The organism is Chryseobacterium defluvii (assembly GCF_003634775.1).
GTDB classification, from domain to species: Bacteria; Bacteroidota; Bacteroidia; order Flavobacteriales; family Weeksellaceae; genus Chryseobacterium; species Chryseobacterium defluvii.
The window spans coordinates 881,056-894,441 of the sequence record NZ_RBXB01000001.1 but is presented as its reverse complement, the minus strand read 5'-3'; the positions used below and the strand labels follow the sequence as shown (position 1 = coordinate 894,441).

The 13,386-nt window shown below is 34.1% G+C and carries 11 protein-coding genes; 6 read left to right on the top strand and 5 right to left on the bottom strand.

What is annotated here, in order from left to right; all coding sequences use genetic code 11:
- Positions 1-33: 33 nt before the first annotated feature.
- On the top strand, positions 34-843 hold the full coding sequence (gene metQ, locus BCF58_RS04230) for a methionine ABC transporter substrate-binding lipoprotein MetQ (RefSeq protein ID WP_121460536.1): 810 nt from the start codon (positions 34-36) through the stop codon (positions 841-843).
- Positions 844-1,031: 188 nt separating this feature from the next.
- Positions 1,032-3,293: a glycoside hydrolase family 3 C-terminal domain-containing protein gene (locus BCF58_RS04225; RefSeq protein ID WP_121460535.1), complete on the top strand. Its 2,262-nt coding sequence runs from the start codon at positions 1,032-1,034 to the stop codon at positions 3,291-3,293.
- 43 nt (positions 3,294-3,336) lie between these two features.
- Here the strand turns inward: BCF58_RS04225 and BCF58_RS04220 are convergent, their stop codons facing one another.
- The 4 genes from BCF58_RS04220 to BCF58_RS17645 all read right to left on the bottom strand — a co-directional run bounded on the left by BCF58_RS04220 (position 3,337) and on the right by BCF58_RS17645 (position 7,409).
- Positions 3,337-4,083 carry a metallophosphoesterase gene (locus tag BCF58_RS04220; RefSeq protein WP_121460534.1) on the bottom strand — a complete coding sequence of 249 codons (747 nt, stop codon included), beginning with the start codon at positions 4,081-4,083 and terminating at the stop codon, positions 3,337-3,339.
- A gap of 339 nt (positions 4,084-4,422) precedes the next feature.
- On the bottom strand, positions 4,423-5,184 hold the full coding sequence (locus BCF58_RS04215) for a M23 family metallopeptidase (RefSeq protein WP_121460533.1): 762 nt from the start codon (positions 5,182-5,184) through the stop codon (positions 4,423-4,425).
- Between the two features lie 51 nt (positions 5,185-5,235).
- On the bottom strand, positions 5,236-5,838 hold the full coding sequence (locus BCF58_RS04210; protein WP_121460532.1) for a DUF6705 family protein: 603 nt from the start codon (positions 5,836-5,838) through the stop codon (positions 5,236-5,238).
- 11 nt (positions 5,839-5,849) lie between these two features.
- Positions 5,850-7,409: a hypothetical protein gene (locus BCF58_RS17645; RefSeq protein WP_121460531.1), complete on the bottom strand. Its 1,560-nt coding sequence runs from the start codon at positions 7,407-7,409 to the stop codon at positions 5,850-5,852.
- A gap of 645 nt (positions 7,410-8,054) precedes the next feature.
- Here BCF58_RS17645 and BCF58_RS04200 point away from each other — a divergent pair.
- From BCF58_RS04200 to BCF58_RS04185, 4 genes are all read left to right on the top strand, one after another.
- A complete protein-coding gene (locus BCF58_RS04200) occupies positions 8,055-8,384 on the top strand; it encodes a nucleotide pyrophosphohydrolase (protein ID WP_121460530.1) in 330 nt (109 codons plus the stop codon).
- A complete protein-coding gene (locus tag BCF58_RS04195) occupies positions 8,381-10,240 on the top strand; it encodes a DUF2075 domain-containing protein (RefSeq protein ID WP_121460529.1) in 1,860 nt (619 codons plus the stop codon). Before BCF58_RS04200 ends, BCF58_RS04195 begins: the two co-directional genes overlap by 4 nt.
- 54 nt (positions 10,241-10,294) lie before the next feature.
- A complete protein-coding gene (locus BCF58_RS04190; protein WP_121460528.1) occupies positions 10,295-12,469 on the top strand; it encodes a cytidine/deoxycytidylate deaminase family protein in 2,175 nt (724 codons plus the stop codon).
- Between the two features lie 196 nt (positions 12,470-12,665).
- Positions 12,666-12,872, top strand: coding sequence for a hypothetical protein (locus BCF58_RS04185; protein WP_121460527.1), 207 nt, complete (start codon positions 12,666-12,668; stop codon positions 12,870-12,872).
- Between the two features lie 25 nt (positions 12,873-12,897).
- On the opposite strand, the gene BCF58_RS04180 is transcribed toward BCF58_RS04185, so the two are convergent.
- The gene (locus tag BCF58_RS04180) at positions 12,898-13,371 is read right to left on the bottom strand and encodes a hypothetical protein (RefSeq protein WP_228434732.1); all 474 of its coding nucleotides are present in this window, start codon (positions 13,369-13,371) and stop codon (positions 12,898-12,900) included.
- Positions 13,372-13,386: the final 15 nt, after the last annotated feature.

Sequence of the window (13,386 nt, the reverse complement as noted above, 5' to 3'; positions counted from 1 at the left end):
AGTTACATTCAAAAAAATAATAAATAATATACAATGAAAAAAATAAAAATTTTAGGCGTATTAGCAGCCGGTTTATTGTTGTTCAACGCTTGTAATTCTTCAAAAAAGGAGGACCCGAACTATATTAAAGTAGGAATCACTTCCGGTCCGGAACAACAGATCGCCGAGACAGCCAAAAAGGTGGCGAAAGAAAAGTATAATCTTGATGTTGAGCTGGTTTCCTTCAATGATTATGTAGTTCCCAATGAAGCGTTACAAAACGGGGATATCGATGCCAATGCATTTCAGCATGTCCCATATCTGAATGAGCAGTCTAAGCAGAGGGGCTATCAACTGGCGGTCGTGGGAAATACTTTTGTCTACCCTATCGTGGCCTATTCTAAAAAAATAAAAAGTATTCATGAGCTTCAAAACGGAAGTACCATTGCCATTCCTAATGATCCTACCAACGGCGGGCGTTCCTTACTACTTCTTCAGAAAAACGGATTATTGAAATTAAAGGACGGGGTTGGCTTATTGCCTAAAGTTACAGATATCACCGCGAATCCCAAGCAATTGAAAATTTTGGAAATTGAAGCGCCTCAATTGCCGAGGGTTCTGGATGACAAAGAAGTGGTTCTTGCTATCATCAATAATAATTTTGCAGCGCAGGCAGGTTTGGATACTAATCAATATGGCATTTTGAAAGAAGATAAAAATTCTCCTTACGTCAACGTCGTGGTTTCGCGACAGGATAATAAAAATACGGAAAAAGTAAAAAACTTCCTGAAAGCCTATCAATCCGAAGAAGTTTTAAAGAAAGCTGAAGAAATTTTTAAAGGGGGAGCGGTGAAGGGATGGTAAGAGTGATAAGTGATGAGTTATGAGTTGAGAGTTGAGAGGATGGGCTATGAATGATGCTTGATGACTGATCAACTTATCACTCACAACTCTCAACTCATCACTCAATAAATTTTACAAAAATTATTTTCTCAATTTGAGATAATAAAATTTTTGCTTACTTTTGTTATTCAATCCATAAAAAGGTTTTTATGCTAAAGAAAGCTGCCATCGTAAGTTTATTCACTCTTATTTCCGTCTCTTCAATGGCTCAAACTCATACCCTGCCTGTTTATCTGGACGATTCACTACCTGTTGAACAACGTATTCAGGATGCCCTCTCCAGAATGACCCTGGAAGAAAAAATCGCTATGATTCATGCCCAATCCAAATTCAGCTCTCCCGGTGTCCCGAGATTAGGAATCCCGGAATTCTGGACCACCGACGGTCCTCACGGGGTCCGCCCGGAAGTGATGTGGGATGAATGGAACCAGGCTGGCTGGACCAATGATTCTATTATTGCTTACCCTGCTTTGACGGCTTTATCCGCTACATGGAATAAAAAAATGTCCTGGAAATACGGTAAAGCTTTAGGTGAAGAAGCGCGATACAGAAAAAAAGATATTCTTCTGGGACCGGGCGTCAATATTTACAGAACTCCTCTGAACGGAAGAAACTTCGAATACATGGGTGAAGACCCATTCCTGACTTCTAAAATGGTGGTTCCTTATATCCAGGGGGTGCAATCTAATGGGGTTGCCACAAGCGTGAAACATTTTGCGCTGAATAATCAGGAAATGTTCCGACATACCAGCAATGTGAATATTGATGACAGAGCACTTTACGAAATTTACCTACCTGCTTTTAAAGCAGCCGTAACTGAGGGGGATTCCTGGACGATCATGGGCGCTTACGATATGTATAAGAACCAATACGCAAGCCAGAACCAGTATCTTTTGAACGATATTTTAAAAGGAGAATGGAACTATAAAGGCGTAGTGGTTTCCGACTGGGGTGCAGTCAATAATACGGAACAGGCCATCCATAACGGCCTGGATCTGGAATTCGGAAGCTGGACCAACGGTCTTTCCGAAGGAAATTCCAATGCCTATGACAATTATTACCTGGCAAAACCGTATCTGAAATTGATTAAATCCGGAAAAGTAGGCACCAAAGAGCTTGATGATAAAGTAACAAGAATACTTCGCCTGGCTTATAAAACCACCATGAACAAAAACAAGCCTTTCGGAAACATTGCTTCTGAAGAGCATAAAGCGGTGGCGAAGGAAATTGGAGAAGAAGGGATCGTTTTATTAAAAAATCAAGGAAATATTCTCCCGATAGACGTCAACAAAACAAAGAAAATTGCGGTTATCGGAGAAAATGCCATCAAAATCATGACTGTTGGTGGTGGCTCATCTTCATTGAAAGTAAAATACGAAACATTGCCATTAGACGGAATTAAGGCAAGATTTGGAAAGGAGTCGGATGTACAGTATGCAAGAGGGTATGTGGGCGACATCGGCGGTGAGTACAATGGCGTAAAATCCGGACAAAACTTAAAAGACGACCGTTCTGAAACCGAATTATTGAATGAAGCCGTTGAGCTGGCCAAAAAATCCGATTTCGTCATTTTCGTAGGAGGATTGAATAAAAGTGATTTCCAGGACAGTGAAGGAAACGACAGAAAAAGCTATGGCCTTCCTTACAACCAGGACCGTTTGATCTCTGCACTGGCTAAAGCGAATAAAAACCTTGCCGTAGTAATGGTTTCCGGAAATGCTGTTGCTATGCCTTGGATTAAAGAAGTTCCATCAGTGGTTCAGGCTTGGTATTTAGGCTCGGAGGCCGGAAATTCACTTGCTTCTGTTTTAGCAGGAGATGCGAATCCATCCGGGAAATTACCGTTTACTTTCCCTGTGAAGCTTGAAGATAATTCAGCGCATCAGTTGGGAGAATACCCAGGAAATAAAAAAGAACTGGCCGCAGGAAAGGGAAAAGACCAGAAAAATCCAATCAATATTACTTATAACGAAGGGGTTTTTGTAGGGTATCGTTGGCACGACACGAAAAAAATCAAACCTTTATTCAGTTTCGGACATGGCCTGAGCTATACCACTTTTGAATTTGGAAAAGCTAAAGCGGATAAAGCCGTGATGTCACAGGACGATAAGATCACCTTTACCGTTACGGTAAAAAATACCGGGAAAAGAGCCGGTGCAGAAGTGGCACAGCTTTATATCAGCGATCCGAAATCATCGGTTCTACGTCCTGCCAAAGAATTGAAAGGCTTTGAAAAAGTATACTTGAATCCCGGCGAACAGAAAGAAGTAAGCTTCACGATCGATAAAACTGCTTTAAGCTATTTTGATGCGGAAAAGCACGATTGGGTGGCTGAACCGGGAGATTTTGAAGCACAGATCGGAAATTCTTCCGACGCTATTAAAACCAAAGTGAAATTTACACTGAAATAAGATTGATCATATACTTAAAAAGAGCCCGGTTCCGGGCTCTTTTTTATATTTCAATAATCAATTCTTTATCATACCCGTTATATTTTTCATCTATATATCCATGAGGGTTACAGATAATTTCAGTCTTCCCTATCGTATATCTGCAAGGGGTATGAATATGGCCATGAATCCAGTACAATGGTTGATGTTCTACAATAAAATCTTCAAGATCGGAAGCATATGCCGACGTTACAGGATCGGATTTAAAGTGTTCAGGAACAGATCGTATACTGGGTGCATGATGAGTAATCACAATATTCTTCAATTCTTTTGAATTACCAAGACTTTCTTTTAACCACATTTTTGAAAGCTGATGAATTTTAAAAATATCAATGGTTCTCATTTTAGAATAAGAAGGATCGCGTTTAATCTTTTTGTAATCATTCATTACTGATTGGCAGATCATTCCGTACTGCATCGGATCTCCGAAAATGGAAAAGTCGGTCCATAAAGTGGTTCCATGAAAGCGTATTCCTCCAATGTCTGCAAAATCATCTTCAAGAACAATGACGTTTGAGCCGTTAGCAGCTTCTTTTATTTTGTTCAACGTTTTCGGATAAGAACCTTTATAATATTCATGATTTCCCAAAACATACAAAACCGGCTTATCAGGAATCTTTGTTTTGATCCAATCCACTCCTTTGGTTCCGAGATTTACATCTCCTGCCAATACCACAACATCCGCATTATTGAAAGATAGATCGGTATGGCCAAACTCCTGGTGCAAATCGCTGATGACTTGGATTTTCATGGTGCTAAAATAACCATTTTCAGAATGAACATCGAGTTTATAAGAAATAAAATAGCTCTCTTCCTCTCATCCTATACCTAAATTCCGGTAGAAATAAATACCCTTTTTTCAGGATTGATACTTCTCTGTTATGGGAATAAATTTGTAATACCCAAATCACAAAATTTTAATTACATACTAAAACAAACTAAAAACCTAAAGATCATCACCCAAAAAGTTGTTAAAAAATAATATATAATATTGGTTTTTGAATATGTTTCGGTATAAATTATTATGCCACCACAGCCACCCGATGGGTGGCTGTGGGTTTTGTAGTCTTAGTATAATTTGGAGAGCCTTTTAATAGTTTTTTAAATAGATTTCCCCTTCATATAAATATTCAACTTTCTTGCCGTCGCCAGTTCTAAAAAGAGTTTTAATAGTTTCTTGTTTTATCTTTCTTGCACTTTCAGGAGTATAGCAGACAAAATGTAAATGAGGACCACTGCTCCAGCCAGTGTTTCCACTATATCCTATCAAATCTCCTTTTTTAACTCTATTTCCTGCTGTTACCGTAACTCCATTGTATTTTAAATGATAATAATCCGCTCTGCTTCCGTCATCATGTAATATAGAAATATAATTTGCATACTTACCACATTCTTGTGAATCACATCCTTTTGTATTATCTTGAACAGTTTGGATAACTAAACCATCTCTAGCTGCTAAAATTTCTGTCCCGATGGGCATTTCAAAATCAATGGCATTATTGCCGTAATGGCTAAAATCTCCGTCGTATCCTTGGGCTATTTTATAATGCTGTCCCTTCTTATAGGGTAAGCTATAAATGTAGTTTTTATCATAAGGGATAAACTTACCATCTTTATATTTTAAGTATTGTATCCACATTTTATACTCTTGAGTATTGGGGGATACCTCATCTTTTACTTCACATTTATCGACTCTTCCCCTATTTCTTTTCGCTGAGCATTTGAAAACCTTATCATTTTCAGAATAATAATAAATAGTGTCTTTTTGTTTGCTAACATATATATGAAACCTATTCTGAGAATAAATAAATATGTTTGAAAACGTTAAAAATGATAGTAAAAACTTATTCATATAATTATTAAAATAAAACCCTCAAATAAAATCTGAGGGTTAAATTAAGTATTATTGTTTTGTTAAAACAATATCTTTAGGGAAATTCATAGGAAAATCATCATTTTGATCTACATAAACATTATGAATACAGTTCTCATCATAAAAACTTGGAAGATATTCAAAATGTAAAGTCATTTTTGTAGTAACGACAGGACTGTTAAGAGTTAATAAATTCTCAAAATCAGTAATAATTAACCGTGCTGTCTTATTACACATATTTTTAGGATAGAATAAAAGCGTGTTCCTTATTTGTCCATTATATTTGGTAGGAATCCCCAAACCCCAAAATTCAGGATGTTGAAGGTCAAAATTACTAATTCTATCTATTTCTATATTGCCATTAGCATCTACAATTTTTCTCTCTCCAAGTAATTGATCTCTATAATATGGATGAACACCATCACGAAACTGTTTAACTTTTTTGAGTTCAAGGTAAATTGTTTTACCATTCCAGTCACCCTTCCATACTCCTACATACTTATCATACTCATTATTAGTATCTTTTATATAAGCATAATCTGGTACATCAAAAGAACTTGTATTTAAAGGGTATTCCTGTGCTAATGTATAGCCTGAAATTAAAATGATGAATATATATATTAATTTTTTCATATCAGTATTTATTAGTTACATTTATTAGTTACTCTTATATTATTGTTAAGGAAAATCTCCGTATTTCCATCACTACCTAATTTAAACAATTTCATTCCAGGCATATTTAAGTTTGCTGCTGCAAATCTCAAAAAGCCCTCTTCTAACTTATCCATATTAAAGCTAACATCTCCACTCACATTTGCAACGGTCATTACTGGTAAAATTACATTATTAATATATTCCGTGTTCAAATTATCAATATTATAGCCACTAAAAGGAACAACATCTGTACCATCAAAAGTAAGAGTATAAGTTCCCCAGCTAGTCACTAATGTATAAGAAAGATTTTTGAGGTCAATTTTAGGATTATTAGCTGGATTTGCATTCCAATTTTTTGCCGCAACTAGCCAAGCGTTAAACTGTATAATATCTCCTGGGGAAAAGATAGGATCGTTTAAACTATCATAGTGGGTATGAATAATTGCAAAAGTAGATGGAAGAAAATATTTAAATTCAATTTGGTTTGTTCCAGGTTTATTTTGAAGAAATTGATTATTAATTCCGCCAGGATTACTACTTGTCGAACTTGCATAATCCATTCTATATCCTCTTTCACTACTATAATTAGTCATCCCTGCGAGAGCAGTAATATTATCTTGAAACATTTGGTTACTGGTAATAGCATTTATCCTGTCACATGGCGTTCCATTTTTAATGGGTAAAACTATTATTCCTGATCCGTCATTACAATCTGCTGTAAGCGCAGTTTTGTTAGCATTTGGAGTAAGTACATATTCAACTTCTTCCCATCTGGTCTCTCCACAATCATTTGTGTAAATATAACCAGTTACGTTAGTACTACTATCATAGGTATGATGTGAGAAAACCCATTCTCCACAATCATCAGTCGGATTTCCGCTAGAGCCTCCACTGCCTCCAGAACCTCCGAAACCTCCTCCTACCCAGCCTCCACCTGGAAAAGTTGGTCCTCCATTACCGGGGGTAGTTGTTCCACCTGACGAGCCGCCTGTTGATCCGCCGTTAGGAGGACAACCACTGTCACCATCTAAAAAACTATTTACGGAAATTTGGTTTCCTTCAAGATCATAAGAAATAACCTTTCCAGTAAATCCGTTAAGCACCTCAAAAGGTCTATCACCATAAGGAACATCTGAGGCATATTCAATAAATTCTGATTTTATTATTTCTTCTCTTACCTCTTTAACTTCATAAGTATAAATAGTTTTTTCATCTCCCGCATTTTCAATACTGAAAACATAATAAACATTATCTCCATCGGTTTTTTTAATAATAGTGGAAGATTCAAGATTCGCAAAGTCTATGTTTCCTTTTGATAAAGCAAATTGTGAATTTACTATTGGAAGTTTCAGATCACTTCTACCTGTCTTACTCTTAATATATTTTGCGACATTAGGTATGTCTGCAAGTTTCATTACTTGAAACCTTGAAGAATTTGGATTAAATTTTTCTTCATCATCTTTTAATAGTTCTTGTCTGCATCCACTGAGAATAAAAGCAGTACATACAAAAAACATTAAAATTTTAATTAAGCTAATTTTTTTTGTCATTGATGTTTGGATTTTTAAGATTATAAAAATAATTTTTTGTAATTGAGAAAATAATTTTTTCTAATAATTAATGAATTTCATCATTCATTAAGACAAATAATATTTTCAGGGAGGCTTAAATATAAAATACTGTGTTTTCATAGGCTTTTATAATTTACTCTATAAAAGTAATATCACATAGCGACAAAGCATGTCGTATTATATTTATAGATACATTTTTTTCTTTTGGTTGCAGTGATTTAGAAAATAAGAAAGCGTGGAGCTATGTCTACTGTTCCGGAGGTACTGGCATACCCGACAAACAAATAAACAAGCCCACGCCAAACGTGAGCACTGCCTATCCTTGTTTGTCTTTGAAAAGTGCCAGTTTTCCAGAACAAGAAAGCTAATGCTTTATATTTTTCCGTTAAAATCAGTTGCTAATATATAAATATTTTCACAACTCACTATAAAATGAAATGAGAATAAAAAATTATTGCAAAAATTGGTTTTTGAATATGTCTCGGTATACAAAATATACCACAAAAGCTACCAGCTGGGTGGCTTTGAAGTTTTTATATACACAAGGGTTCAAAGCTGAAAATTTATAGATTAAATAATTTAATTTATTTCTATATTGTAATAATTTTTTAAAGGCTAATAATAATGTCAGAAATAAAATCCCTGATAGAAAAAATCAGAAAGTTTAATAAGGATAGAGATTGGGAACAATTTCATAATCCAAAAGATTTAGCAATAGCATTAAATATTGAAACCTCTGAACTTTTAGAATTATTCTTATGGAAAAGAGATACAGAAGTAAACACGGAGAAAATAAAAGAAGAATTGGCAGATGTTTTTACATTTGCTCTAAATATTGCTGATAAATTCGATTTAGATGTGGCAGAAATTATTGAGGATAAAATGAAAAAAAATGCTGAAAAATATCCTATTGATAAATCTAAAGGAACCAGTAAAAAGTATTCAGATCTATGATAGTTTACCATAAAACTAAGCAAGACTTTTCAAGTGATGTGCTTACTAATGCAATTGAAAATATTATTTCCTCCCAGATACACTCAAAAACAGGGCACAATATATCAGCTAGGGAATTAAGATCCTTTCACAATTCTCTAGGGTATATGGATCGTGTACTTAATGACCCTCAAATTCCCGAAGATGCCGGTATTTCAATAGAGTATCATATTCCCCAGACTTCTAAAAGAGTTGATTTTATTATCACTGGAAAAGATGATGCCCATGAAAATGTAATAATTATTGAGTTGAAGCAATGGGAATCATGTCAACTAACTGATCGTGATGGTATAGTGCAAACAAGACTTGGAGGTGGAATGGTAGATACAAGTCATCCTTCTTATCAAGCTTACTCATACGCTGCTTTACTGAATGGCTTTAATGAGACCATTGAGGAAGAGAATATTAAGTTACATCCCTGTGCTTATCTTCATAATTATGATCCTGATGGAATCATTGACCATAGCTTTTATGAATTTTATAATCAAAAAGCTCCTATTTTCTTAAAACCTGATGCTTTAAAATTACGTGAATTCATCAAAAAATTTATAAAAAAAGGTGATGATTCTAACATTATGTTTAGGATTGATAATGGTAAGGTCCGTCCTACTAAAAGTTTATCAGATGCGCTAAACTCTATTCTTAAAGGCAATAAAGAGTTTCTAATGATTGACGATCAGAAAGTGGTTTATGAAACAGCTAAAAAGATTGCTATAGAATCATCAGAATCAAATAAAAATGTTATCATTATTCAGGGAGGAGCAGGTACAGGAAAGTCTGTAGTAGCAATCAATTTATTGGTGGATTTAGTAAAAAGAGGTCATTTGGCTCAGTATGTCACCAAAACAAGCGCTCCTAGGGAAGTTTATTTTGATAAGTTAAGCAAGGATCATAAAATGCTTGAGCTTAAGAAACTTTTTGTAGGAAGTGGTAGTTTTATAAATACACCTCTTAATTCTTTTAAAACATTACTTGTAGATGAAGCCCATAGATTAACTGAAAAAACTAGCTTCCTTCGCAGAGGAGATAACCAGGTTAAAGAGATTATAAACTCTGCGTTATGTTCAATATTTTTCATTGACGAAGATCAAAGAGTACATATTGAAGACTATGGTGAAATCAAGGTAATTGAAGAAATAGCTCTACAGTTAGGTGCTAATGTTCATAAAATGGAATTAGAATCTCAATTCAGATGTAATGGTTCAGATGGCTATATCTCTTGGTTAGATAATACATTGCAGATAAGAGAAACCGCAAACTATGAATTTAATTCTAAAGATTTTGATTATGAATTCAAAATTTTTGATTCACCTGATGAGTTAAAAGATACTATTGTAAAAAAGAATAAAAAAAATAATAAAGCAAGACTTGTTGCTGGATATTGTTGGGATTGGGTTTCTGATAAAAATCCAGAATTGGATGATATTAAAATAGATGGTTTTGATTTCTCTATGAAATGGAACCTTAAAACATATGGCTCTACTTGGATTATCAATCCTAATTCTGTGAACGAAGTTGGATGCATACATACATGTCAAGGTCTAGAGGTCGATTATATTGGGGTTATTATTGGAGATGATTTAATTGTGAGAGATGATCAGGTATTAGTACAACCCTTATCTCGATCTAAAATGGACAAATCTATTTTTGGATATAAAAAATTATTAAAAGAAAATCCCCAATATGCTAAAAGTTTAGTTCGATCAATTATCAAAAATACATATCGTACATTAATGACAAGAGGAATGAAGGGATGTTACATATATTGTACTGATCATGAAACTAACGAATACTTTAAAAAAGCATTAAAGCATTAAAATATCTTTTTCGATATCACATGTAATAAAAAACTAAAAATTAAAAACTAAATCATGGGACTTACAGAATTTTATAAACTGAGAAATAACTTTATACTTATTGGTCTTACTGGAAGAATGCGTGGTGGTGCATATGAAGTTGCAGATTTGTTGAGTCAAATAGACAACCCTTTTTCTGAAAGCAAGATAGATAATGAAATTGAAGAAATTCGCAATAAGAATATTAACGAAGGATTAAAATATCAAAATTTAAAGCAATTCATTATTTATCCAGGGAATTGGAAACCATTTCATATAATTAGATATCGTAATGTTGTCTTACTTCATTTGTTGCATGCTTGTCAAGACACCAATACAAACAAATTTGCTGACAATATTTTTAGTTTTATTAAGAAAATGGGAACGCCAAATGGTGTCTTTAAAAAAGAAAGGTTTGGTTCTAAACCTGAAAACTTAAAGTATTTGGAAGATGTTTTAATACCCTTTCTTAAAAGTGCTGAGTCACAATCTTGTTTAAGCTCTTTTGAATTTAGTTGTTCAACTCTTAATATGTGCTTGGACGGAAAGGAAGAAAGTAAAAATAGTGATCAGATTTACAACTTTTTCTTTGGTGAAAATTTTGAGGAATTTTCAAAAGCCTTTTTTAAATGCTTAGATCAATACAGCCATATTTTAAGAATAAGACTATTACATCTTTTATCTTTTTATCTTCGTGTTTATGGCCAGCTAGATATTCATAAAATAGAAGATGCCGAAAAAAAAGATTTGAATTTTGACAAAGATTTGAGCCATATATATACAGTAGCGAAAACAATTAAATTTCTTTTAAAATCTTGTAAATATAATGATGAAGATGAAAGATGTAATGTGGTTATTGATTCACTTAAAAACTCATTTGAGATTAACTATTTCAGAGAAAGATTCGCAGGGTTTTATTTAATATCTGTAAATAAAGATGAAAATCTTCGTAAAAAAAATCTTGAAGAAAAGGTTAAAGGTTTTGGTTTGGAGGAAAAACTGACTCGTGAAACTAATGAGTGTCTAGAGCTAGATCAGATTGAATATGATACTAATGATTTTAAGAAGGGAGGGTTTGCGTCGCCAGATGTTGAAAACTGTATCCAAAAAAGTGATTATCATATTTTTATTGACAAAGAAATAGGCAGAAATATAGAATCTTCTAAGGAAGTTAAGAAATCAAAAATGATAATCAGTGCTGCTTTAAAGCAACAAAAAATAATTACAAAAGATATAGAAGATGACAAAAATATATTTAACTATAAATCAATGCATCTTCAATTATTAAAGCTTATATGCCTTATAAAACAACCGGGGATAGTAACACCTTCTGCATTAGAAAGAACAATGCAAGTCGCTTATAATGCTAAACTAAATTCAGGATGTATTTCAAGACAAGTTGGTGCAGTTGTAACAGATGAATTCTATTCAGTAAAAGGAATTGGTTGGAATGAAGTTCCAGAAGGACAGACACCATGTGGACTACGTGAAATTAAAGATTACGAAAGTGGCGTAGTGGGAACAAGCCCTATTTATACCAGTTTTGAAAAAACTGGAAAATATAAAGATGAATCTTTTATTCAAAAAATGAAGGATACTATTAACAGTGTTCCAGCTAAATATCAAAAACAAGAAAACGGCAGAAATTGTCCTTATTGTTTTAAAAGTTTTCATAATGCTTTTGAGGGTAAAGATAATCAGGTTCATACAAGATCTTTACATGCTGAAGAGAACGCAATGCTTCAAATAACAAAATATGGCGGGCAGGCATTGAAAGGTGGAAATTTATTTACTACAGCAAGTCCTTGTGAATTATGTTCGAAGAAAGCATATCAATTAGGTATCAAAAATATTTTTTATATTGATCCATATCCTGGAATTTCAAAATTGCAAATTCTTAAAGGTGGAAATTCACAAAAAAATAATCCAAACTTATTTATGTATCAAGGAGCTATAGGAAGAGGATATAATAAATTGTATGAACCAATGATGTCAATAAAAGATGAAATAACTTTACGAACAGGAATAAAACCTCAAGAGTCCGATCTAAATAAATTAAAAACAATAAAAACATTATTGGAAGACAAATTTAAAGATGATAAAGAAACAATGAAATCTTTAGATGGTTTGATAAGTGAGAATGATGGTTTGAATGCTTTAACCGAAATCATTAAACTAGGTGTAGAGATTAAATCTCAAAAAAATCAATAGTATGTATTAAGTTCATATTTAATACTACATAGTAAAATCCCTAAAAACTTTTCACAAAAAATCAACCAACACAAAATCCTATTTCCCAATATATTATAAATCCATGAACAACCATTAAGAAAATCACCACGCTGTGATTTTGGAATACTCCCATTTTCTATATTTGATCTACAAACCAAATAATAGAAATAAAATTATGGCATTTGAGAATTTAATCAGTATGAGCTTTTCCCAGGAAGAGCTTGCCGCTTTAGACCAGGCAATTCAAAATATGGAAAGCACCCTTTCCGGGAAAACCGTCAACCTTACTCCGGAACAGAGACAGCAGTATGGAAGGATTGCAGAGCAGAACAAACTTTGCTTCCTTACAATAAGGCAATCCGAAAACAAAAGTTTGCGTTAAAAAATAGATTGAATATCTTGTACTACTATTCTGCATCAGCAGGAACAATCTGTACAGGTCTATACAGATACTTTTTTAACCTCATCACCGGCAAATACGTAAACACCACAGAAAGCCCGCCCGCAAGAATCCCCACCACTACAGCCATGGCAGCACCATCCAGCTTATAATATTTAGACAGATTGAATTGTGCTAAAAGCAATATACACAGCACTGATAATCCGGTCACCACGCCATGCATGATGCTCAGCCTCGTCATCATCCTTTTGAGATTAAGCTGTTCATCTACTCTGAACTCAATGGCTTCCTGCTCGGCGGCATCGGTTACCCTTTTCAAAATATCAATGGTAAGGACAACCGGTAAAAATATCGCCATGGGCAGGGTCAACTTGGCCAGACATTGGGTACCTGCAAAGAAATGCGTGTAACCTAATTCATTGAAGCTGGCGTAGGCAATGATAAAATTGAAGAATACATTCGGAAAGACATAATAGATCATCCGCTTTCTAAGAAA

Coding starts and splice junctions, on each gene's coding strand:
- BCF58_RS04195 (WP_121460529.1), top strand. CDS start 8,381: ATGATAGTTTACCATAAAACTAAGCAAGACTTTTCAAGTGATGTGCTT.
- BCF58_RS04180 (WP_228434732.1), bottom strand. CDS start 13,371: ATGATCTATTATGTCTTTCCGAATGTATTCTTCAATTTTATCATTGCC.
- BCF58_RS17645 (WP_121460531.1), bottom strand. CDS start 7,409: ATGACAAAAAAAATTAGCTTAATTAAAATTTTAATGTTTTTTGTATGT.
- BCF58_RS04225 (WP_121460535.1), top strand. CDS start 1,032: ATGCTAAAGAAAGCTGCCATCGTAAGTTTATTCACTCTTATTTCCGTC.
- BCF58_RS04215 (WP_121460533.1), bottom strand. CDS start 5,184: ATGAATAAGTTTTTACTATCATTTTTAACGTTTTCAAACATATTTATT.
- BCF58_RS04190 (WP_121460528.1), top strand. CDS start 10,295: ATGGGACTTACAGAATTTTATAAACTGAGAAATAACTTTATACTTATT.
- BCF58_RS04210 (WP_121460532.1), bottom strand. CDS start 5,838: ATGAAAAAATTAATATATATATTCATCATTTTAATTTCAGGCTATACA.
- BCF58_RS04185 (WP_121460527.1), top strand. CDS start 12,666: ATGGCATTTGAGAATTTAATCAGTATGAGCTTTTCCCAGGAAGAGCTT.
- BCF58_RS04200 (WP_121460530.1), top strand. CDS start 8,055: ATGTCAGAAATAAAATCCCTGATAGAAAAAATCAGAAAGTTTAATAAG.
- BCF58_RS04220 (WP_121460534.1), bottom strand. CDS start 4,083: ATGAAAATCCAAGTCATCAGCGATTTGCACCAGGAGTTTGGCCATACC.
- metQ (WP_121460536.1), top strand. CDS start 34: ATGAAAAAAATAAAAATTTTAGGCGTATTAGCAGCCGGTTTATTGTTG.